The following is a 21,436-nucleotide window of genomic DNA, read 5'->3' as shown; positions in this document are numbered from 1 at the left end:
CGATCTCAAGTGTATGAAGGAGGTGGAGAAGCAATTCTCTACCTCTTATCGTGTATTAGGAGGAATGCATGCCTTTTGCAACAGAAGCGGAACAAATCCGTAAATTTGAAAATGATGAGGTCGCACAACACTATTTTGAAGTGTTACGAACCTTGATTTCAAAAAAATCCATCTTTGCCCAACAAGTTGGTCTCAAGGAAGTAGCCAACTATTTGGGGGAAATTTTTACAGCTGCAGGAGCCAAAGTCGAAGTTGATGATAGCTATACAGCACCTTTTGTAATTGCCAAATTTTTCTCGCCAAATCCTGAAGCCAAAACCATCATTTTTTATAACCACTATGATACGGTACCAGCTGATGGAGACCAACCTTGGACGGGAGATCCCTTCACCTTATCAGTTCATTACGGGACCATGTACGGTCGAGGGGTTGATGATGACAAGGGGCATATCACAGCTCGTCTCACAGCTCTTCGAAAATACATTCGTGAAAGTGGCGATTTGCCAGTCAATATTACCTTTATTATTGAAGGGGCAGAGGAGTCTGCATCGACTGACTTGGATAAATACTTGGCCAAACACAAGAAACACTTGCGTGGGGCAGACCTCTTAGTCTGGGAACAAGGTATCCGAAATAATCAGGGTCAGTTGGAAATTTCCGGTGGTAGCAAGGGGATCGTCACCTTTGATATGGTGGTGAAGAGTGCAGAAGTGGATATTCATTCCAGCTATGGCGGTGTGGTAGACTCTGCTTCTTGGTATTTGTTAAATGCCATCGCCAGTCTTCGTGACAAAGAAGGCCGAATCTTGGTGGATGGGATTTATGATCAGATCCAAGAACCCAATGAACGCGAGCTAGCTTTGATTGAGCAATATGCCAACAAAGGACCAGAAGATGTAGCGGAAACCTATGGTCTAACCCTTCCAATCTTGAAGGAAGATCGAAAAGAATTCCTGCGCCGTTTCTATTTTGAACCAGCCTTGAATATTGAAGGTTTTGGCTCTGGTTACCAAGGCCAAGGTGTCAAAACGATTCTTCCGGCAGGGGCGCGTGCCAAGATGGAGGTGCGCTTGGTTCCTGGACTGGATCCCAAGGATGTCTTAGAAAAGATCAGGCAACAATTGAAGAAAAATGGCTATGATCAGGTCGAATTGGTCTATACTCTCGGTGAAATGAGTTACCGAAGTGATATGAGTGCCCCATCGATTTTAAATGTCATTCGGTTGGCCAAAGATTTCTATAGAGAAGGAGTTTCTGTTCTTCCAACAACAGCGGGGACAGGGCCAATGCATACGGTATTTGAGGCTTTGCAGGTACCGATGGCAGCCTTTGGAATTGGCAATGCCAATAGCCGTGATCATGGGGGCGACGAAAATGTGAAAATCGCCGATTATTACACCCATATTGAATTGATAAAGGAGTTAATAGCAAGTTATGAGTAAAGTAATGATTCAGCTGGACCACATTGATGTGACCTTCCAGCAAAAGAAACGTCAGATCCAAGCTGTCAAAGATGTGACCATTCATATTAATGAAGGTGATATTTATGGGATTGTAGGGTATTCTGGAGCCGGGAAATCGACCTTGGTTCGGGTGATCAATCTCTTGCAAGTGCCTAGCGCCGGAACCATTACTGTGGATGGGGATGTGATTTATCAAGATCAGGTGACCCTAAAACCGGCTACCCTTCGGGAGAAACGTCGGGATATCGGAATGATTTTCCAACACTTCAACTTGATGGCTCAAATGACTGTCGCAGAAAATGTAGCATTTGCTCTTAAACATTCTAAATTGAACAAAGAACAAAAGAATGAGAAAGTGGCGAAATTGTTGGATTTGGTTGGTCTATCTGACCGTGCAGAAAATTACCCAGCACAATTGTCTGGTGGTCAAAAGCAACGGGTAGCGATTGCGCGTGCCCTTGCCAACGATCCAAAGATTTTGATCTCAGATGAGTCAACTTCAGCCTTGGATCCAAAGACGACCAAACAAATTCTAGCTTTGTTGCAAGAGTTAAACAAAAAACTTGGTTTAACCATTGTCTTGATCACCCATGAGATGCAAATTGTTAAAGATATTGCCAATCGGGTAGCTGTCATGCAAAATGGCGAACTGATTGAAGAAGGGTCTGTTTTAGATATCTTCTCGAATCCGAAAAATGCTTTGACGCAAGACTTTATCACGGTTGCAACAGGAATCGATGAAGCCATGGTGAAAATCAACCAACAAGCGATTGTTAAGAACTTACCAGATGATTCGGTTCTAGCGCATCTCAAGTATGCGGGTTCTGTGACAGATACAGCTATCATCAATGATATTTACAAGCAGTACCAAGTATCCGCCAACATTTTATTTGGGAACATCGAGATCCTTGATAACACGCCTGTTGGAGAATTGGTGGTCATCTTATCAGGTGAAAATCAAAATCTGGAAACGGCCAAAGCTGAGTTAGAAAACGCAGGAGTTTCCGTGACTATTGTGAAAGATGGGAGAAAAGCATGATCCAGTTAATTCAAACATATTTACCAAATGTCTATAAATTAGGGTGGTCTGGCCAGTATGGATGGGGAACCGCTATTTACTTGACTCTTTACATGACCGTTATTTCCTTCATTATTGGTGGATTTTTAGGTTTGGTGACAGGGCTTTTGTTAGTCTTGACCCGTCCAGGTGGTGTCATCGAAAATAGAATCGTTTTCCAAATTTTGGATAAGATTACTTCCTTGTTCCGCGCTATTCCTTTCATTATCTTGTTGGCCTTTATTAATCCTTTGACCTACTTGCTCTTGAAAAATACCATCGGTCCTACAGCAGCCCTTGTTCCGCTGTCTTTGGCTGTCTTTCCATTCTTTGCCCGCCAAGTCCAAGTGGTCTTGTCCGAATTGGATGGAGGTGTGATTGAAGCAGCGCAAGCTAGTGGGGCAACCTTCTGGGATATTGTTGGTGTCTACCTTCGTGAAGGGCTTCCTGATTTGATCCGTGTGACAACAGTGACCATCATTTCCTTGATCGGCGAAACCGCCATGGCGGGTGCTGTTGGTGCTGGAGGATTAGGAACCTTAGCCATTAACTACGGGAAAAACATGTTTAACAATGATGTCATCTTTGTGGCGACCTTATTGATCCTGATTCTTATCGTTCTAGTCCAATTTATCGGGGACTTCCTTTCGAAGAAAATTAGCCACCGTTAGGATCAGTATCCGATGAATAGAATAAATGTGAATTATATGAAACAAGTTGGAGCCTTCGTCTTCCTCTATTTTGTTGCGATTGGACTGGGGGTCTTAGTTGGAAATCTGGTCGATCATCAAGGAAATATGTTTTATGCTCCTGCCTTTTCAGCCTTGTTTGGCGGGACGATCTACCGCTATTTTCTAGAAAAAATAAAAGGAGTTGGATCTATCTTTATAGTTGGCTGCGTGATCGGATCCTTCTTTCTCCTTTCACGTCATGGTGCAGGGGCCTTTATTCCAGCCTTGATCGCCGGAAGTTTTGCGGAGATGGTCGCTTCAAGTGGTCGTTTTCGCTCGAATTTACGAAATGCCTTGTCTTTTGTTATTTTTGCCTTTGCGACAACAGGGCCCATTCTTATGATGTGGTTCTATCCAGTCAGTTACCGCATGTCGTTACTGGATCGTGGTAAATCGATAGACTATGTCAATCGGGTGATGGTATCACCAGATCTAGCGACCATCACTTGGTTTGTCCTCACGGTCATATTGGGTGCTGGATTAGGATGGGGACTATCGAATATCCTTCTTCCATTATTGGTCAAAAAAGGAGATAAAGATGCACAATAATTTACTAGTTCTTCAGTCAGACTTTGGTTTGGTGGATGGAGCAGTATCAGCTATGATTGGGGTTGCTTTAGAAGAATCACCAACCCTTAAAATTCACCACTTAACTCATGATATTACCCCCTACAATATTTTTGAAGGGAGTTACCGTCTCTTTCAGACAGTAGATTACTGGCCAGAAGGGACTACCTTTGTTTCGGTGGTCGATCCTGGTGTCGGTTCCAAACGAAAGAGTGTCGTAGCTAAAACAGCGAAAAATCAATACATTGTCACTCCGGATAATGGAACTCTCTCTTTTATCAAGAAACATGTAGGGATTGTTGCTATCCGTGAGATTTCAGAGGTGAAGAATCGTCGAGCCAATACAGAGTTTTCCTATACCTTCCATGGGCGTGATGTCTACGCCTATACTGGGGCTAAGTTGGCCAGTGGCCATATTAGTTTTGAAGAAGTTGGACCAGAACTCAGTGTCGAACATATTGTGGAAATCCCAGTGGTTGAGACAGTTCTTGAGGACATTCTTGTTAAAGGTGCAGTTGACATCCTAGATGTGCGCTTTGGTTCTCTTTGGACTTCCATTACTCGAGAAGAGTTCAATCATTTGTCACCCGAATTTGGGGAACGTTTTGAAGTGACCATCTATAACAATGACATGCTGGTTTACCAAAACCAAGTAACCTACGGTAAGTCTTTCGCCGACGTGCGAATTGGACAGCCAATACTTTATATCAATTCCCTTTACCGTGTTGGTCTTGCCATCAACCAGGGATCCTTTGCCAAGGCCTATAATGTAGGAGTTGGGGCTTCTTGGCATATCGAGATTAGAAAAATGGAAAATTAACAGGAGATATCATAATGAAACAGAAATCATTATTTTCAATTAAAGATGTTGTAGCTATTGGGGTTGGAGCAGCCCTCTTTGTCGTGATTGCTATGTTGCAAATCCCTGCACCTGCACCGAATACGAGCATTCAGTTGCAGTTTGCGCTTCAAGCTCTTTTTAGTGTAGTCTTTGGCCCGATTGTCGGCTTCTTAATCGGTTTGATTGGTCATGCCATTAAGGATGCTATGTCAGGTGGTCTTTGGTGGACTTGGATCATTTCAAGTGGTTTGTTTGGACTCTTTGTTGGTTTCTTCCGCAAACAAATCGGTGAATTCAAAGGGGAAGTGACAAAGAAAGAATTAATTGTCTTTAACGTCGTTCAAATCGTATCCAACCTTGTGATCTGGGGCTTGATTGCTCCGGTTGGAGACGTCTTGATCTACAAGGAAAGTGCCAATAAAGTCTTCCTACAAGGTGTTGTTGCGGGTTCATTTAATGCTTTAACAGTAGCTGTTGCAGGTTCTCTTCTCTTGATTGCTTATGCACGGACTCAAACAAAAGATGGAAGTTTGACAAAAGATTAAACGTACAGAAGAGTAAGTCTGGGAAACCAGGCTTTTTTTGTTTATCAAAAATATTTTTTACAAAATGTAAGATATATATTGCAAAATATAAAATATAGTGTATAATAGAGCTATAAAAACAAGAAAGGAAAAGCATGTGGCGAAAAATCTCAAATTAAAAATGGCCCGGGTCGAGCATGATATGACCCAGGGGGATCTTGCAGATGCCATTGGGGTGACACGCCAGACCATTGGCCTGATCGAGGCAGGGAAATACAACCCAACCCTCAGTCTCTGCCTTGCTATTTGTAAGACCTTGGATAAGACGCTGGATCAACTGTTCTGGGAGTAACAGCTTTAACATAGAAAGAGGAAACATATGAAACAAAAGAAAGAACCAATTGTAAAAGATGAACGGACCATGCTACTGGATGGAAAAATCGCAGGAGAACTTGTCCTTGGCATGACCTGCTTTATTGCCCTATCTGCCTTTGTGAAATCCAGTATCCTGGACTTAGATCTCGTCGCTTATCTACCTGAGATGTTCCTTCTGATTGCCATGGGAGCCTATGCCTTTGTGAGAAGGATCAGTTCAGGGATTGATGTTCGAGATATGTTAGAAAAAGATAGCTGGTTGAGTCGCCTTGGGTCAGGTCTATTCTTTGCTGTGCTTGTGACAGCTATGGATATGATTGGAAAGCGAGAAGCAACGAGCTTTATGCTCAGTCCCAAATATCTGGTCAAAATTCTATTAGAAATTCTCGTCTTTGCCCTCCTGACAGATTTGCTTGAAAAACCACTTGCTCTTATCAATCGGAAAAAACAAGAGAAGATCGAGGCAGAGTTAGAGGATGAAGAATAAGGAGGAAGAGATGAGATTACAATTGCTGAACAAACAAATCATAGATGAACGAGAAGAAGGCTTAGCTAATAAGGCTGGTGCTGAGACAGCTGGTTTTCTTTTCCTTGCCTTAACTGTTTTTAGTGTGTGATCCATTTTTACATCTAAGGTGGGGCTGAGTCCAATCATGGTGGTAGCCTTACTCATCGTCTCAGGATTTTATTATTCGGTGCGTTGTCAACGATTGGGTGTGAGATTTATCAGTTATAGCTATCTAAATGTGACGGGAATTGTAGCAGTAACCTCTATTCTCTCCTTGTTCATCTGGGCTCAAAATTTTCAATTAAACCAGGCTGTCTATCAGGCAAATCCCTTCCATTCAAAATTCTTACTAGTACTTCCTATTACCTTTTTACTGAATCTTCCAATTGTATGGGGAGTGAATACCCTTGTGATGCTTCTTGCAAAAGTTGAGAAAAGACGCTATGAAGCCTATCTGGATCAGTTAGAAAAGGAAGAGTAGGAAGGAGGAGCTTTGGTTTCGTCGTATAAAAGTCTGGAATCCCAGGCTTTTATTTTTCAGTCAAATAAATTGCATTCGTTTTCTTGTGAGAGTATACTGGTATAGTTGAATTAAAAATTCTGATAATTTAATCTTAGAAAAGAGAATATTATGGCAAAACCTATTCGTGTATTACTTTACTATAAATATGTTCCCATCGAAAACGCAGAACAATTTGCGGCTGATCACTTGGCCTTCTGTAAATCAATCGGCCTTAAAGGTCGTATCCTAGTCGCTGATGAAGGGATCAACGGAACCGTTTCTGGTGACTACGAAACAACGCAAAAATACATGGACTACGTTCACAGCCTTCCAGGGATGGAAGATCTCTGGTTCAAGATTGATGAGGAAGAAGAGCAAGCTTTCAAGAAGATGTTTGTACGTTATAAGAAAGAGATTGTCCACCTTGGTTTAGAGGATGATAATTTCGATAATGACATCAATCCTCTTGAAACAACAGGTGCTTACTTGTCTCCAAAAGAATTTAAAGAAGCTCTTCTAGATGAGGATACCGTTGTCCTTGATACTCGAAACGACTACGAGTACGACCTTGGACATTTCCGTGGGGCTATTCGTCCAGATATCCGCAACTTCCGTGAATTGCCACAATGGGTCCGTGATAACAAGGAAAAATTCATGGACAAGCGTGTTGTCGTCTACTGTACTGGTGGAGTCCGCTGTGAGAAATTCTCAGGCTGGATGGTCCGTGAAGGCTACAAGGATGTCGGTCAATTGCACGGCGGAATCGCCACTTACGGGAAAGACCCAGAAGTTCAAGGCGAACTGTGGGATGGGAAAATGTACGTCTTTGACGAGCGGATTGCAGTCGACGTCAACCATGTTGATCCAAGCGTTGTCGGAAAAGACTGGTTTGATGGAACACCATGCGAACGCTATGTCAACTGTGGAAATCCTTTCTGTAACCGTCGGATCTTGACCTCAGAAGAAAACGAAGACAAGTACCTCCGTGGCTGCTCACATGAGTGCCGGGTTCACCCTCGCAATCGTTATGTCCAAGAACACAACTTGTCACAAGCAGAAGTTCGTGAGCGTTTAGCGGTCATCGGTGAAACGCTTGATGGAGCATCTGCATAATAGAAACAAACAGCCTGAAAGCTCAGGCTGTTTTTATATGGAAATTGATTGAAAATTGTGCTATACTTTAGGTAAGCGATTTCACAAAGGAGAAAACAAATGAGTATCGTGTTTTCAATCAAAAATAAAAAGAGCTTATTTGGCTATCAGAAAGTACTCGCAGCACAGGAAGTTCTTAAATTGGTGGAAGGGTTGACAACCTACAACTATGATCCTACCACCCTTCATCGTCCCTTAAATGATTTTGAAGGCTTGAACTGTATCGTATTTGGTAAGAGCGGTCTTCCTCTGCAGTTACGCTATTTTGATGAGGAAGAGTCTTATCAGATTCAGGTGCCCTCTTTTGCGATAGAAGAAGATTGGCAGTTGGCCCTTCGATGGCTTAGTCGCCTAGGAGAAGTATTAGGAACGGAGATTGTGGCTAGTGACGGCGTGAGCTATACTCCAGATTCTATTTTTCATTTTGATTATGAAGTCGTTATCCTAGAAACGCTGGGTAATGTGACGAAAGAAAAAGATCTAAAAGAGTTTGAAGTACAAGGCTTCGCTCATCCAGTCTATTTGGATCGGGATACAGTGCAGGAAGTCTTGAACCATGTCCATCCACTAGAAGCCTACTCTGCCTTTATCAAGAAGATTCAATATAGTGCAGCATATTTCAGTCAAGTCCGTTTTTATCAACAGGAGGAGACAGGAGCCTTCTTAGCCAGTTATAGCTTGACAGAAGATACGGATACGGTCTTGCCAAGCGTGCCACATGTTCCTGCAGAATATGTAGAAATTGTGGGCTTAGCGGGTATCAGTGATTGGCGAGTTCTATTGGTTGCGATCGATGGAGATCCGGATAAGCCAGAAAACTACCATCCAATTGGTTCTCTTGCACTGAAGAATCTACTGGAAGCACTAGAGCCAGATGAATACCAGCTGCTAGATGCTAGTCAAATTGAAATCAAAAAATTGTCCAAAGAACGCTTGCTAGAATTAGCGCAATTGGAAAACAAGTAAAAAATATCGCAGTGAACTGTCCCTCAGACATTTGATCCGAAAAATCTAACGTCTGGGAGCAGTTCTTTTTTATGCCCTTCCTTTGATCAAAAACCAACGACTAGGCTAATTATGGTATAATAGGGGCCTAGAAGTAGAATGAAAGAGGTGCACGAAATGCTGTTAGAAGAATTTGATGCCAATCGACAGGCGATTATCAATCCACAAGACTTACACGAACCAATTGAAGGATTTCCCAAAGTAGTCATCTCTTGCTTTTCAAGAGTAACTTTTGCTCGCCTACTTGAGAATTACGACCATGAGGTCATTGCAAGAACCTCCATGGCCAATTTTGAAGTCGTGGTCTATGGGATCACTATTGGAGACCAACAGATTGGTGCCTTTAATGCACCCGTTGGGGCTGCTTCCTGTGTGGGGATTATAGAGGACCTGATTCAATTTGGGATGGAAAAACTGGTGCTCTTTGGAACCTGTGGGGTTTTAGACCGTGATATCGAAGCGACTTCCATCATCATTCCAACGGCTGCTCTTCGCGACGAGGGGACCAGTTACCACTATCTTCCGGCTAGTGATGAAGTGGAAGTAAACAAGAAAACCCTTCCTCTCTTCCAAGCCTTTCTGGACAGTCACAAGGTTTCTTATCAGTCGGGAAAAGTGTGGACGACAGATGCACCGTACCGGGAAACCATCGACAAGATGAAGCGACGAAAGGAAGCAGGAGCCATCTGTGTGGATATGGAATGTTCGGCAGTGGCAGCTTTAGCAGCTTATAGGGGCTTTGAGCTCTGCCATTTCTTCTATGCAGCTGACCACCTCTCGGAAGAAAAATGGGATATCCGAACCTTATCTAGTCATGAGGATTTAGATAGCAAGGATCGCATCGCGGAGTTAGCCATCCAATTTGCGCTCTTATGGGAAAAGGCAAACTAAATGAAAGAAGCAATGATTGAACTGAAGGATTTTTCCTTCCAATACAAGGCACAGTCTGAACCAACCTTGAAAAATCTCAACTTAACCATTTATAAGGGGGAAAAGGTTCTGATTGTTGGGCCATCTGGTTCTGGGAAGTCAACCATTGGCCAGTGCTTAAATGGGATTATCCCCAATATCTATAAGGGAACCAGTAGTGGACAATTCCTCATTCAGGGGAAAGAAGCCTTTAATCTCAGTATTTATGAGAAATCTCACTTGGTCAGTACGGTTTTACAAGATACAGATGGCCAATTTATTGGTTTGAGTGTCGCAGAAGACTTGGCTTTTGCTCTTGAAAATGACATGGTGGAGCTGGGAACGATGAAAGAGCGTGTGCAGAGTTGGGCAGAACGCTTGGATTTGATGAAGCTCTTGGATCATCGCCCACAAGATTTGTCCGGTGGGCAAAAACAGCGAGTGAGCTTAGCAGGTGTTCTGATTGACGAAAGTCCGATCCTGCTCTTTGATGAGCCACTGGCTAATCTAGATCCCAAGTCGGGTCAGGATATTATTGATCTGATCGATCAGATTCATGAAGAACAGGGGACGACCACCATTATTATCGAACACCGTTTAGAGGATGTACTCTATCGTCCTGTCGATCGGGTTATCTTGATCAATCAAGGACAAGTTCTCTTTAATGGTCGACCAGATGAGTTGTTGAGAACGACACTTCTGGCTGAAAATGGGATTCGAGAACCCCTCTATTTAACAACTCTTCGCCAGCTTGGTCAGGATATCAATCAATTGGAGCATCTGGATCGTTTGGACGATATCCAACTGGATGATGTAAATTGTGTGATTCCAGAAGCGACCTTTACTAAAACTGGTGAAGCAAAAGAACTATTGAAGTTGGAGCAGATTTCCTTTGCTTATCAAGAAAATCATCCGATCTTAAAAAATATATCCCTCACGATTCCGAAAGGGCAGCGCTTAGCAATTGTCGGGAAGAATGGGGCAGGGAAATCAACTCTTGCGAAAGCCATCTGTGGATTCATTACCACAGAAGGGCAATACACCTCTAGAGGTGAAGATATCAAGCAGGAGAGTGTCAAGGAACGGGCTGAGCGAGTAGGCTATGTCCTACAAAACCCCAATCAAATGATTTCAACCAATATGATTTTTGACGAAGTCGCTCTAGGTTTGCGCTTGCGGGGGATATCGGAAGAAGATATTAAGGAGCGTGTCTATCAAGCACTGAAAACTTGTGGTCTCTATGAGTTTCGTAAATGGCCGATTTCTGCCCTCTCATATGGGCAAAAGAAACGGGTGACCATCGCCTCTATACTAATTTTAGGACCAGAAATTTTGGTCTTGGACGAGCCGACAGCAGGTCAGGACCAACGCAATTACACTGACATCATGGAATTTCTAGATAGCTTGCAAGAAAAAGGCCATACCATTGTCATGATTACCCATGATATGCAACTGATGTTGGATTATTCTGATCGTGCACTTGTGGTATCAGACGGACAAATTCTAGCTGATCTCTCACCTGCAGAGCTGTTCACTCATCCGGATATTTTACAAGAGGCTAATCTCAAAGAAACTTCGATTTTTGCCTTAGCCAATCGATTAGGAATGGATCCCTTGGCGCTAACGCAGTTTTATATGCAACAGAAAGGAGTAGATCATGAATCATCGATTAGTCGGCTACCATGAGGGGACGAGTTTTCTTCATCGCCTTTCAGGTGCGAGTAAGTTACTCTTTCTTCTTTTTGTATCTCTTGCCGCCATGTTGAGTTATGATACTCGGCTCCTTCTAGGAATTGGTGTGGGCGCCTTGCTGTTATTCTCTACAGCTCGAATTCGATTTCGGGATATTTCATTTGTACTTGTATTTGCTCTTGTTTTTGCACTGTTAAATGTTGTCATGGTCTATCTCTTTGCCCCTCAGTATGGTGTAGAGATCTATGGGGCAAAAACGGTACTGATGAAGGGGTGGGGTTCCTATAGTATCACCTCGCAGGAACTCTTTTATCTTTTTAATCTAGCTCTTAAGTATGTCTGTACCATACCTCTAGCCTTGATTTTTTTGATGACGACCCATCCTAGTCAGTTTGCTTCAAGCCTCAACCAAATTGGCGTATCATACAAGATTGCCTATTCTGTCAGCTTGACTCTGCGTTACATTCCTGACGTACAAGAAGAATATCAAACGATTAAATTGTCTCAGGAAGCTAGAGGGGTGGAATTGTCCAAAAAGGCCAAGCTGATCCAGCGGATCAAAGGCAATTTACAAATCATCTCTCCCTTAATCTTTAGCTCACTTGAACGAATTGACAGCATTTCTACGGCCATGGAATTACGTCGCTTTGGTAAAAATAAAAAGCGGACCTGGTATTCTCATCAAGCCATGGAAATGAAAGATTATGGGATGATTCTATCAGCCTTGGCTGTTCTGGTCTTGAGTATTGTCCTGATCTTTCTCAATCAGGTACGTTTTTACAATCCATGGAGGTAATGACATGTCAGAAACGATCTTAGTAACAGGAGCTTCAGCTGGCTTTGGTCAAGCGATTTGCCGTCGCTTAGTAGCAGATGGATACCGTGTGATCGGATCAGCTAGACGCATTGAAAAATTACAGGCCCTCCAAGAAGAGTTGGGAGAAACCTTTTATCCCCTGCAAATGGATGTGACGGATCTTTCTCAGGTAGATCATGCACTTGCCTGTTTACCAAAAGCTTGGGAGAGAGTGGATGTTTTGGTTAATAATGCTGGCTTGGCTCTAGGCCTCGCCCCAGCTTATGAAGCAGAGGTCGCAGACTGGCTGACCATGATTCAGACCAATATTGTCGGCTTGACCTATCTGACAAGGAAAATCTTGCCTCAGATGGTGGAACGAAATGATGGCTATATTATTAATTTGGGCTCTACAGCAGGAACTGTGCCTTATCCAGGGGCCAATGTTTACGGGGCATCCAAGGCTTTTGTCAAGCAATTCTCCCTCAATCTTCGGGCGGATCTAGCTGGCAAGAAGATTCGTGTCAGCAATATCGAACCCGGTCTTTGCGAAGGAACGGAGTTCTCTTCTGTTCGCTTTAAAGGAGATGAAGAACGGGTAGAAGCCCTCTATCGCGATGCCCATGCCATTCAGCCGGAAGACATTGCCAACACGGTAGCTTGGTTGATCCAACAGCCCAAGCATGTCAATGTCAATCGGATTGAAATCATGCCGGTTTCCCAAACCTTTGGCCCTCAACCCGTTTACCGTGATTAAAATGAGAAGCAACCACTCCACAAGGGGTTGGTTGTTTTTTATGTTTCCTCTGGTATAATAGAAGGCAAAGTAAGGAGAAAAAGATGACAGCTGCGTTAATTATTGGTTCTACAGTTTGTGATGTGATGATTTACTTGGATCGTTTGCCAAGTCGTGAAGGAGATGCCCATATTGATCACCAGCAATGGTCTGTGGGAGGTTGTGCCTTTAATGTCGTCAATATCCTTCATTTTTTGTCGCAACCCTACCAGTTTGTCTCGCCAGTCGGTTCTGGGATGTATGGTGATTTTATCCGGAGAGAGCTGAAACAATTAGGGATTTCCTCTAGCTTCTCATTAGAAGGGGCCAATGGTTGCTGTTACTGCTTTGTAGAGTCTGATGGTGAGCGGACCTTCTTATCGGACCACGGAGTGGAGTATAGCTTTCAAGCAGAGTGGCTAAAAGAGATCGAGACAGATCGGTTTGATTACATCTACTTATGTGGCCTTGAAGTCGAGGAGCCAACCGGTCTTGCATTGGTCCAGTCTGTTTCGAAACTAGAAGGCCAGGTGATTTTCGCACCTGGGCCACGTGGACTCTTGATTCCAAAGGAACGACTGGAAGCAATTTATGATTTGCATCCAATTCTCCATGTTAATGAGGCTGAAGCACTGGCTTTTTCAGGGTGTAGAGAGATCCAGCCAGCCATCGAACACTTGTATCAGAGAACGGGACAATTAGTCATTGTCACCTTGGGTGAAAACGGAGCGGTTGCCTACGATGGCAACTGGTATGAGGCAGACGGTTTTCCAACAGAAGTCGTCGACACAGTAGGTGCTGGAGATAGCCATGTGGGAGCTTTTATATCCGCTCGTTTAGAAGGTTTAGATATGACGCAAGCCTTAAGATTTGCTAACAAAGTCTCTAGCCAGATTGTTGCGAGTAAGGGCGTTCATCTGACAAAAGAGCAGCAAGAAGCCCTGCGAACAGAATTGAAACAAAAATAAAAAAGAGAGTGGGACAGAAATCGGTAATTCGTTAGAATTCGATTTCGTCGTCCCACCTCCGCACAGTTGAGTAGGGCTGTAAAAGCTGATGAAATCAGCGTAGTAGAGCCCACTCAACCACTGCGTCTTGCTTGACAATCCAAAAATAATTGAGAGGCTAGGACTTTTGTCCCAGCCTCTTATTTGACTTTATCCGCTTGGCCCTTTGTATCTTACTACAATGGCCGCTTATTGGGCATACCTGCTTTTCTTGGGTATTTATTGGGGGTTTCTTTTTTCTTTTCGACAACAGTGATATAGCGTGGATCCCCGTTTGGCAATTCATACTGTAGATTGTCTTCAACCTTACTAAATAGCAGGCTCAGGGCATTTTTGGCTTCTTCCAACTCTTCTGGAGCATTGCTAGCCTTGAGAGCAAGGAGCCGTCCCCCTACTTTCAGGTAAGGAATGGTCAGTTCAGAGAGGACCTGCATGCGGGCAACGGCGCGGGCAGTTACGATATCAAATTGGGGACGAAAGGCCTTGTCTTGCGCAAAGTCTTCAGCTCGTCCATGGTAGAAATGAACCCCATTTAAGCCCAACTCTTCAGCCAGCAAGTGGAGAAAATTGATCCGCTTATTAAGGGAATCAATGATGGTCACATCCAGCTCAGGGAAAAGAATCTTCATAGGAAGGCTGGGAAAGCCAGCACCAGCTCCGATATCCAAGAGACGGATAGGTTGGTTTTCGATCAAACCTTGTAAAATGGGTGCGATAGAATCATAAAAATGCTTGAGATAGACTTCTTCTTTTGCGGTGATGGCAGTGAGATTAATCTTCTCATTCCATTCAACGAGGAGCTCAAAATACCGTTCGTATTGCTCTTTTTGGCGATCAGTTAATGGGAAGCCGAGATCGGCTAAACGGACATAAAATTCTTCTGGTTTCATGCTATTATTTTACCACAAAATAAGGGAAATTTGATATACTGGTAGAAAGAAATGAAAGGAATTCAATAAAATGATTTGGATTATTCTTGGGATCATTGTGGTCCTTGTGTTAATTGTAGTAGGAGTATACAACGGTTTGGTGAAAAGCCGGATGCAAACTCGCGAAGCATGGAGTCAAATTGATGTGCAATTGAAACGTCGGAATGACTTGATTCCAAACTTGATCGAAACCGTTAAAGGCTATGCCAAGTACGAAGGGGATACCCTTGCTAAGGTCACTCAACTTCGCCAACAAGTGGCTCAAGCTTCTTCACCTGCAGAAGCAATGGCAGCCAGTGATGCTCTTTCCCGTCAAGTGGCAGGTATCTTTGCGGTGGCTGAAAACTACCCAGACTTGAAAGCTAACACTAACTTCATGCAATTGCAAGAAGAATTGACCAACACAGAAAATAAAATTTCTTATGCTCGTCAATTGTACAACAGTGTCACAAGCAACTATAATGTGAAATTGGAAACTTTCCCAACAAACGTGATTGCTGGAATGTTTGGCTTCAAACAGGCTGAATTCCTTCAAGTGCCTGAAGAAGAAAAAGCAGTACCAAAGGTGGACTTTAGCGGATTAGGAGACTAATATGCTGTTTGACCAAATTGCAAGCAATAAAAGGAGAACCTGGATTCTCCTTATTGCTTTTTTCATACTCTTGGCTCTCATCGGAGCAGCCGTTGGCTACCTCTGGTTAGGCTCTTCCCTTGGTGGCGTCATCCTAGCTTTGATTATTGGTGGAATCTATGCCTTTAGCATGATTTTCCAATCAACTGAAGTTGTCATGCGGATGAACGGGGCGCGTGAGGTAACGGAAGAGCAAGCCCCTCAGCTCTACCATATTGTACAAGATATGGCTATGGTAGCTCAGATCCCTATGCCACGTGTCTATATTGTGGATGATCCTTCTATGAATGCATTTGCGACAGGGTCTAATCCTCAAAATGCAGCCGTTGCAGCGACAACAGGTCTACTAGCTGTGATGAACCGTGAGGAATTGGAGGGAGTTATCGGACATGAAGTCAGCCATATTCGCAATTACGATATCCGCATCTCGACGATTGCAGTTGCCCTTGCCAGTGCCATCACCATGCTTTCTAGCATTGGTGGCCGGATGATGTGGTGGGGCGGTGGCCGTAGCCGGGATGATGATCGAGAAGGTAGCGGTGGTTTGGAGATTGTTATGTTAATCCTTTCCCTACTTGCCATTGTTTTAGCGCCATTAGCAGCGACCTTGGTCCAGTTAGCCATTTCTCGTCAACGGGAGTTCCTAGCAGACGCTTCAAGTGTTGAATTGACGCGGAATCCTCAAGGGATGATCAATGCTTTGTTAAAACTAGACAATAGCGAACCAATGCAACGACATGTCGATGATGCGAGCAGTGCTCTTTTTATCAACGATCCAAAAAAAGAATCCGGTTTGCAAAAACTCTTTTATACCCACCCACCCATTGCTGAGCGGGTGGCACGTTTAAGAAAAATGTAAAAAAATCCATCATTAGCAGGATTGAGAGTGTGGGAAAACTGTTTTTCTTTATAAATCTAATAAATTCTATACAAATAAAAGAAATTTATTCTTTAGAATTATTAACTCATTTATTGAAACTTTCCGCTGTGAGAAAAGTGCTAGAAACAATTGTGTTTCTAGCACTCGGGAGTTTTGGAACCTTGGGTCCAAAACTAAGTCATGGAACTTCGAAGAAGTTCGCTGATGTCCGTCCTCACCTAAGGAAAGTTTTTAAGATAACTTTGTCTTTAAGCTCAATCCACCAAACGGTGGATTTTTTATTTGGTAGTTAAGAGGAGGGTAGTGAAACCAAGGATGGCAAAGATCCCCCACGCTAGGGGAAGGCTCCAGATAGCTAGACTAGAAAAGAGAGCTGTCCCAAGTGGCATGGCAAAGCTGACCATCAGTCCCAAAAAGCTAGAGGTAGAAGCTAATTTTTCAGCGGGCAATTTACTCATTAAAAGACTGGAAACTTTTGGGTTGATTTTTGCTACAAGATAACCAAGGAAAGTGATGAGTAGAAGGGAAAGAATGTCCCAGTGTACCAGGATATTTGTGAGACCAAGCATGGTCAGCCCACCTGCGATCCACAGGAGGGTATGGTGGAGCGATTGCTTGGAAAAATAATCGTGGGGTGTCAAACTAGCCCAGACCATACTTAAAATAGTCACTGCCTCTAAGATCAAGAGGGATTGGCTAAAGCTCAACTGAAAGAAGGGGGAGTGAAGCAGTTGCAAATTGTAGATACCTGAGATGGATCCCCCCAGGGCATTGATGAGAACCAATGAGAAGAGCAACTTGCCAAAGTGGTGAACCTCCTCATCTGCAAAAATACTTTTGGCGTTCTGGTACATCTCTTGGCATTCGTGTACCAAAGAATTCTTACTTGTGGGCTCAATGACGGGATCATGTGTCAGCTGCTTTTTTCTCATCAGGAGACAGGTAGAAGACAGGAGAAAAGTCACTGCATTGATCGAAGCGACCAGGGCAAAATTTTGATGGCTGATGGCTAGCAACCAAACTCCTAGAGCTTGTCCAGAAATCGAACAGACCATACTAAGTAGTTGGTTGAAGGAATAGGCTTCCATCAAATCCTCGTCGGGGATGTTCTTTTTCATGATGGGGAGTTGCAAGCCTCCGCGATAATCGCTCAAACAATCTGAAACAATGTTTAAAAAGCAAACAATCGAAAAGGCTAGGTAACCTGGAATCTTGGTCATGAGAGCAATAAGGATGAAGAGGATGGCTTGAAGATAGCCAATGCGGATCAACCAGTTAGTTTTTTTCTTCGTGCGGTCAGCCTTCATACCAACAAAAATGGTAAAGAGGCTAGGAATAAATACAATGAGATTAGCAATTCCAACTGCTAGGCTCGGATGTGGCATGCTGGCAGCAAAGACCACAAAGACCAGATTGTAGATGGCAGCACCGAGAGTATTCAAAAAGCGAGAAAGGCTGAGTAAGGCAAAAATTTTATTACGGACTAAGAGTTTCATAAGCTTTCCTCCTTCACGTGATTAGTGGGTAGGACTTGTTTGATGGATCGAACGATCTGTTTGAAGAGCTCCAATTTTTCCTCTTCTGAAAGAGCTAGCTTCTGATCCTTCAGATAGACGCTAGTATGTGAGAGAAGAAAGCGGAGGAAGTGGTTTTTTAGTTTGGTCATCATGGGAAGAACCTTCTTTCTTTACTTGATAGTCCTATTGTAAACCTAAAAAGCAAGAAAAAATTAATGTTGCATATTTTCAACAAAAACTCACAGAGTAGATCTGTGAGTTTTTAGGATTTATTGATCAGTTCTTGCAGGCCCTGTTTGTAGTAGTTGGCACTGTCCTTACAATCCAGAATAGAGAGAACCTGGATGGTCTGTTCCATCTTTTCAAGACCGATTTCTTTTTCTCCCTTTCGATAGAGAAATTCTCCTTTGGCGTAGAGATAAACCGTCCGAAGGTAGGCTTCGTTCTCAGAGTAAAAGTGGTCGTTAATTAGGTGGTCAAAAAAAGATGCATCTTCAAATTCATTTGAACTAATGGCGAGAAAGAAACCATTGAGAAATATAGAATTGAGGGCAGGACGAGAAGAGTCTAGGAGAAGCTTGAAATCATCTCTTTGGACCAACTCCTCTGTGTATTGTCGATAGAGCTGACTAGAGAAAAGAGGAGAGGTCAGTGAAAATAGGCTTAACTCAAAATTTCCCCAGACCATGACAGAGAAGAGGTAGTCATAGAGGAAATCTAGTTCCTCTTGGCTAGCAGCTAACTCTACCTCAGGATAGTTGCCAAGCATTTGGGCCTTGAGAATAATGCTGGCTAAGAAGTCTTCTTTTTTGTGATCTTTCTGATAGGCTAGTTGGTAGCGTTGGTACAAGGCTTGATCATGTTCCAAGCTCATGTTTTCATAGTGCTCTTTCAACAATTTGGGGATAAAAGAGTGCTGATCGATTTCTGCTAGATGAGAGAACTCACTGAGACTCGTTTTGATCTGTTGAAGGGCTTGAAAAAAACGTTGGGTCGTTAGATCATTTTCTCCTCTTTCAAATCTAGATAGCATAGAGCGCGAAAATTCCCCACCAGTAGCTTCTTCTAATGAAATATGGCGACTTTCCCGTATTTGCCTAAAAACTGCTCCGATTTCTTTCATGCCTTCTCCTCTATCTATACAATGACCAATGCCTTAGCAAGTGAACCTCTTTTTTTTCGAGAGATTGCGGGATCCTTGTGTACAATACCTAGTACTATGTATCTTTTTTCATGATTATAACAAATTTTTGAAGAGACTTCTTGGTTGAGGGGCGGCTTCATGATATACTAGTAGTATCTAGAAGATTTGAGGATAAAAGAATGAACTTATACACACAAGAAATCCGTAAAAACCCTGAAGGACTAGCTTTTGATCAAGAATTGGATTTGCTAAAGGAATTGCAAAAGCGCAATCCAGAAATTCTTGATTTAAAGGATGTGACAGCGACAGGGCGAGTAGCCTATGATACAGGTCTCTATGTCTTGGATTACCAATTGACCTATACCATCGTCCTTGCCTCTAGCCGAAGCATGGAACCCGTTGAGCTTCAAGAGAGCTATCCTGTGACAGAGGTGTTCGCTGAGGACGCACAGTCAGAGGCAGATATCGAAGCTCTTGAGGAAGATCTGATCCTTCCCATTGAAGGGGGCAAAATTGATCTGAGTGAAAGCGTGGCAGATAATATCCTGCTCAATATTCCTCTTAAGGTTCTCACTCCGGAAGAAGAGGCCGGGCAAGGCTTTATCAAGGGCAATGATTGGAAAATCATGACAGAAGAAGAGTACCAAGAAGCTCAAGCGGTTAAGAAAGAAGAAAACAGTCCCTTTGCTAGTCTCCAAGGTTTATTTGAGGAAGAATAGGCTAGGGATGACATATTAAAAATCTCAACATAAATACAGGTCTTTTCTTTGAGGAAAGGCCTTCTTTTGATATACTAGGATTAATAAACAACAGAGGGGAGACCTCTAAAAAAGGAGAAAAAGTATGGATACTTTATTTATTCCAGGTTGGATGATTACTTTTGTAATCGTAGCCATTCTTGTATTGATCTTGTTGGTCAAAGGGTATGTCAACGCTAAACCCAACGAAGTCGTGGTTATTACAGGTCTTCGGAAGCAACGCCACTTACGCGGGAAAGCTGGTTTTATGATTCCCTTTGTCGAACAACGCTCTTATCTTGATATTGAGCAATTCTCGACAGATGTTCGGACATCTGAAGCAGTCCCAACACTGGACTTCATTAACGTCCGTGCCGATGCAGCTGTTAAGTTAAAAATCGGTACAACCGATGAGATGATTGCCCGTGCTGCAGAGAACTTCTTGAACTGGAATACAACGGATATTTCCAATTCTGTCCAAGATGTCTTGGAAGGGAATTTACGGGAAGTGATCGGTCAGATGGAGCTCCGTAAGATGGTCAACGACCGTCAAGAGTTTGCTTCAAAGGTGCAAGACAACGTAGCGCCAGATTTGGCTAAAATGGGGCTTGAAGTCATCGCCTTTACGGTTCAATCCTTCTCTGATGAAGGGGGAGTCATCGACAACCTCGGGATTGAAAATGTTGAAACCATTAAGAAAGATGCCTTGATTGCCAAAGCCAAAGCAGAACGCGAACGCAAGGAAGTCGAAGCAGAACAAGATAAATTGGCCAACGACAAACGTGTTGCAGCCGATCTTGAAATTGCGCAAAAACAAAACGAATTAAAACTCAAACAAGCAGCCCTCAAACAAGAAGCAGATATTGCCCAAGCAAAAGCAGATGCCGCTAAAGGGATTGAGGCAGAAGTGCAACGTCGTGAACAAGAGCGCGTGGCAGCTGAAGCCAATATCATGAAACAAGAAAAAGAAGCGGAAGTCAAAGAACGCGAAGTTAAGGTTCGTGAGCAAGAATTGGATGCCAACATCCGTAAGCAAGCCGAAGCTGAAAAGTATGCGCGTCAACAAGCAGCCGAAGCAGAATTGATCGAACGCCAACGCAAGGCAGAAGCAGAACTCTTCGAAACACAAAAAGAAGCCGAAGCTCGGAAAGCCCAAGCCGAAGCTGAGAAATTTGCTCAACTACAAGAGGCTGAAGCTATCGAAGCCAAAGGTCGTGCAGAAGCTGAAGCCATTCGCTTGAAACTAGAAGCTGAAGCGAAAGGTTTGGACCAAAAGGCCGAAGCAATGAAGAAAATGCAAGAAGCAGCCATTACTGAAATGGTCGTTGACAAGTTGCCTGAAATTGCGCGTGCTGTCGCTGAACCATTAACCAAGGTGGATAAAATCACCATGTATGGCGAAGGCAATGCTTCTAAGATGGTGGGCGATATTATGCAAAGTATCGACCAAGTCTCTCAAGGAGCTGGATTTGATATTCGTCAATTGCTAGCAGGAGCTCTTGGGGTCAATATGACGGTCAACAAACTCAAAGAAGGAGAACATCCGGTCATTGAAGCGGATGAATTAGCTTCAAAAGAAGATTAATGCCATTCATAAGGAAGTGTCTGAGAACTGTTTCTCGGGCACTTTTGTTTTTAAGATCAAATGACTTGCATGATCTTCTCGCTCTTGGAGAAGTGGGAAGCTATTTTCT

The 21,436-nt window shown here is 43.3% G+C and carries 24 protein-coding genes; 20 read left to right on the top strand and 4 right to left on the bottom strand.

What is annotated here, in order from left to right:
- Positions 1-68 precede the first annotated feature (68 nt).
- From O3605_RS03005 to O3605_RS02930, 16 genes are all read left to right on the top strand, one after another.
- Positions 69-1,442, top strand: a complete 1,374-nt coding sequence (locus O3605_RS03005; protein WP_371585236.1) for a M20/M25/M40 family metallo-hydrolase — start codon at positions 69-71, stop codon at positions 1,440-1,442.
- Positions 1,435-2,502, top strand: a complete 1,068-nt coding sequence (locus tag O3605_RS03000) for a methionine ABC transporter ATP-binding protein (protein ID WP_371585235.1) — start codon at positions 1,435-1,437, stop codon at positions 2,500-2,502. The genes O3605_RS03005 and O3605_RS03000 overlap by 8 nt, the downstream gene beginning before the upstream one ends.
- Complete coding sequence (locus O3605_RS02995) at positions 2,499-3,191, top strand: methionine ABC transporter permease (RefSeq protein WP_003008487.1); 693 nt, start codon at positions 2,499-2,501, stop codon at positions 3,189-3,191. Before O3605_RS03000 ends, O3605_RS02995 begins: the two co-directional genes overlap by 4 nt.
- 12 nt (positions 3,192-3,203) lie before the next feature.
- Positions 3,204-3,800 carry an MptD family putative ECF transporter S component gene (locus tag O3605_RS02990; protein WP_371585234.1) on the top strand — a complete coding sequence of 199 codons (597 nt, stop codon included), beginning with the start codon at positions 3,204-3,206 and terminating at the stop codon, positions 3,798-3,800.
- Entirely contained in the window at positions 3,790-4,638 is an 849-nt protein-coding gene (locus O3605_RS02985; RefSeq protein WP_371585233.1) for an SAM hydrolase/SAM-dependent halogenase family protein, read from the top strand. Before O3605_RS02990 ends, O3605_RS02985 begins: the two co-directional genes overlap by 11 nt.
- A gap of 14 nt (positions 4,639-4,652) precedes the next feature.
- Entirely contained in the window at positions 4,653-5,204 is a 552-nt protein-coding gene (locus tag O3605_RS02980; RefSeq protein ID WP_371585232.1) for an ECF-type riboflavin transporter substrate-binding protein, read from the top strand.
- 136 nt (positions 5,205-5,340) lie between these two features.
- The gene (locus O3605_RS02975; protein ID WP_003005328.1) at positions 5,341-5,535 is read left to right on the top strand and encodes a helix-turn-helix transcriptional regulator; all 195 of its coding nucleotides are present in this window, start codon (positions 5,341-5,343) and stop codon (positions 5,533-5,535) included.
- Between the two features lie 27 nt (positions 5,536-5,562).
- Complete coding sequence (locus O3605_RS02970) at positions 5,563-6,045, top strand: DUF6773 family protein (RefSeq protein ID WP_371585231.1); 483 nt, start codon at positions 5,563-5,565, stop codon at positions 6,043-6,045.
- A 133-nt stretch (positions 6,046-6,178) separates the two neighbouring features.
- Positions 6,179-6,547, top strand: coding sequence for a DUF6773 family protein (locus tag O3605_RS02965; protein ID WP_371585248.1), 369 nt, complete (start codon positions 6,179-6,181; stop codon positions 6,545-6,547).
- A 150-nt stretch (positions 6,548-6,697) separates the two neighbouring features.
- Positions 6,698-7,681 (top strand): oxygen-dependent tRNA uridine(34) hydroxylase TrhO, encoded by a 984-nt coding sequence (trhO, locus tag O3605_RS02960; RefSeq protein ID WP_371585230.1) that lies wholly within the window; start codon positions 6,698-6,700, stop codon positions 7,679-7,681.
- 99 nt (positions 7,682-7,780) lie between these two features.
- Positions 7,781-8,686 (top strand): DUF4299 family protein, encoded by a 906-nt coding sequence (locus tag O3605_RS02955; protein WP_371585229.1) that lies wholly within the window; start codon positions 7,781-7,783, stop codon positions 8,684-8,686.
- Positions 8,687-8,842: 156 nt separating this feature from the next.
- On the top strand, positions 8,843-9,616 hold the full coding sequence (locus O3605_RS02950; RefSeq protein WP_371585228.1) for a nucleoside phosphorylase: 774 nt from the start codon (positions 8,843-8,845) through the stop codon (positions 9,614-9,616).
- Positions 9,617-11,320: an ABC transporter ATP-binding protein gene (locus O3605_RS02945; protein ID WP_371585227.1), complete on the top strand. Its 1,704-nt coding sequence runs from the start codon at positions 9,617-9,619 to the stop codon at positions 11,318-11,320. It abuts the gene before it with no gap.
- Positions 11,292-12,122: an energy-coupling factor transporter transmembrane component T family protein gene (locus tag O3605_RS02940; RefSeq protein WP_371585226.1), complete on the top strand. Its 831-nt coding sequence runs from the start codon at positions 11,292-11,294 to the stop codon at positions 12,120-12,122. The genes O3605_RS02945 and O3605_RS02940 overlap by 29 nt, the downstream gene beginning before the upstream one ends.
- A gap of 4 nt (positions 12,123-12,126) precedes the next feature.
- Complete coding sequence (locus O3605_RS02935; protein ID WP_371585225.1) at positions 12,127-12,879, top strand: SDR family oxidoreductase; 753 nt, start codon at positions 12,127-12,129, stop codon at positions 12,877-12,879.
- Positions 12,880-12,962: 83 nt separating this feature from the next.
- On the top strand, positions 12,963-13,865 hold the full coding sequence (locus O3605_RS02930; RefSeq protein ID WP_371585224.1) for a carbohydrate kinase family protein: 903 nt from the start codon (positions 12,963-12,965) through the stop codon (positions 13,863-13,865).
- A gap of 215 nt (positions 13,866-14,080) precedes the next feature.
- Here the strand turns inward: O3605_RS02930 and rsmG are convergent, their stop codons facing one another.
- Positions 14,081-14,794 (bottom strand): 16S rRNA (guanine(527)-N(7))-methyltransferase RsmG, encoded by a 714-nt coding sequence (gene rsmG / locus O3605_RS02925; protein ID WP_371585223.1) that lies wholly within the window; start codon positions 14,792-14,794, stop codon positions 14,081-14,083.
- 70 nt (positions 14,795-14,864) lie between these two features.
- Between rsmG and O3605_RS02920 the strand changes: the two genes are divergently transcribed.
- Positions 14,865-15,425, top strand: coding sequence for a LemA family protein (locus O3605_RS02920; RefSeq protein ID WP_003017390.1), 561 nt, complete (start codon positions 14,865-14,867; stop codon positions 15,423-15,425).
- 1 nt (position 15,426) lies between these two features.
- Complete coding sequence (gene htpX, locus O3605_RS02915) at positions 15,427-16,323, top strand: zinc metalloprotease HtpX (protein ID WP_003017370.1); 897 nt, start codon at positions 15,427-15,429, stop codon at positions 16,321-16,323.
- Positions 16,324-16,622: 299 nt separating this feature from the next.
- Here the strand turns inward: htpX and O3605_RS02910 are convergent, their stop codons facing one another.
- The 3 genes from O3605_RS02910 to O3605_RS02900 all read right to left on the bottom strand — a co-directional run bounded on the left by O3605_RS02910 (position 16,623) and on the right by O3605_RS02900 (position 18,984).
- Complete coding sequence (locus O3605_RS02910) at positions 16,623-17,840, bottom strand: MFS transporter (RefSeq protein ID WP_371585222.1); 1,218 nt, start codon at positions 17,838-17,840, stop codon at positions 16,623-16,625.
- Positions 17,837-18,013, bottom strand: a complete 177-nt coding sequence (locus tag O3605_RS02905) for a hypothetical protein (protein ID WP_021153728.1) — start codon at positions 18,011-18,013, stop codon at positions 17,837-17,839. Before O3605_RS02905 ends, O3605_RS02910 begins: the two co-directional genes overlap by 4 nt.
- 110 nt (positions 18,014-18,123) lie before the next feature.
- A complete protein-coding gene (locus tag O3605_RS02900) occupies positions 18,124-18,984 on the bottom strand; it encodes a helix-turn-helix domain-containing protein (protein ID WP_371585221.1) in 861 nt (286 codons plus the stop codon).
- A gap of 200 nt (positions 18,985-19,184) precedes the next feature.
- Between O3605_RS02900 and O3605_RS02895 the strand changes: the two genes are divergently transcribed.
- On the top strand, positions 19,185-19,724 hold the full coding sequence (locus tag O3605_RS02895; protein WP_371585220.1) for a YceD family protein: 540 nt from the start codon (positions 19,185-19,187) through the stop codon (positions 19,722-19,724).
- 124 nt (positions 19,725-19,848) lie between these two features.
- A complete protein-coding gene (locus O3605_RS02890) occupies positions 19,849-21,327 on the top strand; it encodes an SPFH domain-containing protein (protein ID WP_371585219.1) in 1,479 nt (492 codons plus the stop codon).
- Positions 21,328-21,436: the final 109 nt, after the last annotated feature.

Origin of the sequence: Streptococcus sp. 27098_8_99 (genome assembly GCF_041431935.1) — a bacterium.
Taxonomy (GTDB): Bacteria; Bacillota; Bacilli; order Lactobacillales; family Streptococcaceae; genus Streptococcus; species Streptococcus parasanguinis_D.
The sequence above is the reverse complement of the archived record's forward strand: the minus strand, read 5'-3'. Positions and strand labels throughout refer to the sequence as shown.

Coding starts and splice junctions, on each gene's coding strand:
- O3605_RS02970 (WP_371585231.1), top strand. CDS start 5,563: ATGAAACAAAAGAAAGAACCAATTGTAAAAGATGAACGGACCATGCTA.
- O3605_RS02935 (WP_371585225.1), top strand. CDS start 12,127: ATGTCAGAAACGATCTTAGTAACAGGAGCTTCAGCTGGCTTTGGTCAA.
- O3605_RS02995 (WP_003008487.1), top strand. CDS start 2,499: ATGATCCAGTTAATTCAAACATATTTACCAAATGTCTATAAATTAGGG.
- O3605_RS02900 (WP_371585221.1), bottom strand. CDS start 18,984: ATGAAAGAAATCGGAGCAGTTTTTAGGCAAATACGGGAAAGTCGCCAT.
- O3605_RS02990 (WP_371585234.1), top strand. CDS start 3,204: ATGAATAGAATAAATGTGAATTATATGAAACAAGTTGGAGCCTTCGTC.
- htpX (WP_003017370.1), top strand. CDS start 15,427: ATGCTGTTTGACCAAATTGCAAGCAATAAAAGGAGAACCTGGATTCTC.
- O3605_RS02895 (WP_371585220.1), top strand. CDS start 19,185: ATGAACTTATACACACAAGAAATCCGTAAAAACCCTGAAGGACTAGCT.
- rsmG (WP_371585223.1), bottom strand. CDS start 14,794: ATGAAACCAGAAGAATTTTATGTCCGTTTAGCCGATCTCGGCTTCCCA.
- O3605_RS02910 (WP_371585222.1), bottom strand. CDS start 17,840: ATGAAACTCTTAGTCCGTAATAAAATTTTTGCCTTACTCAGCCTTTCT.
- O3605_RS03005 (WP_371585236.1), top strand. CDS start 69: ATGCCTTTTGCAACAGAAGCGGAACAAATCCGTAAATTTGAAAATGAT.
- trhO (WP_371585230.1), top strand. CDS start 6,698: ATGGCAAAACCTATTCGTGTATTACTTTACTATAAATATGTTCCCATC.
- O3605_RS02980 (WP_371585232.1), top strand. CDS start 4,653: ATGAAACAGAAATCATTATTTTCAATTAAAGATGTTGTAGCTATTGGG.
- O3605_RS02945 (WP_371585227.1), top strand. CDS start 9,617: ATGAAAGAAGCAATGATTGAACTGAAGGATTTTTCCTTCCAATACAAG.
- O3605_RS02985 (WP_371585233.1), top strand. CDS start 3,790: ATGCACAATAATTTACTAGTTCTTCAGTCAGACTTTGGTTTGGTGGAT.
- O3605_RS03000 (WP_371585235.1), top strand. CDS start 1,435: ATGAGTAAAGTAATGATTCAGCTGGACCACATTGATGTGACCTTCCAG.
- O3605_RS02955 (WP_371585229.1), top strand. CDS start 7,781: ATGAGTATCGTGTTTTCAATCAAAAATAAAAAGAGCTTATTTGGCTAT.
- O3605_RS02920 (WP_003017390.1), top strand. CDS start 14,865: ATGATTTGGATTATTCTTGGGATCATTGTGGTCCTTGTGTTAATTGTA.
- O3605_RS02905 (WP_021153728.1), bottom strand. CDS start 18,013: ATGATGACCAAACTAAAAAACCACTTCCTCCGCTTTCTTCTCTCACAT.
- O3605_RS02950 (WP_371585228.1), top strand. CDS start 8,843: ATGCTGTTAGAAGAATTTGATGCCAATCGACAGGCGATTATCAATCCA.
- O3605_RS02890 (WP_371585219.1), top strand. CDS start 19,849: ATGGATACTTTATTTATTCCAGGTTGGATGATTACTTTTGTAATCGTA.
- O3605_RS02940 (WP_371585226.1), top strand. CDS start 11,292: ATGAATCATCGATTAGTCGGCTACCATGAGGGGACGAGTTTTCTTCAT.
- O3605_RS02930 (WP_371585224.1), top strand. CDS start 12,963: ATGACAGCTGCGTTAATTATTGGTTCTACAGTTTGTGATGTGATGATT.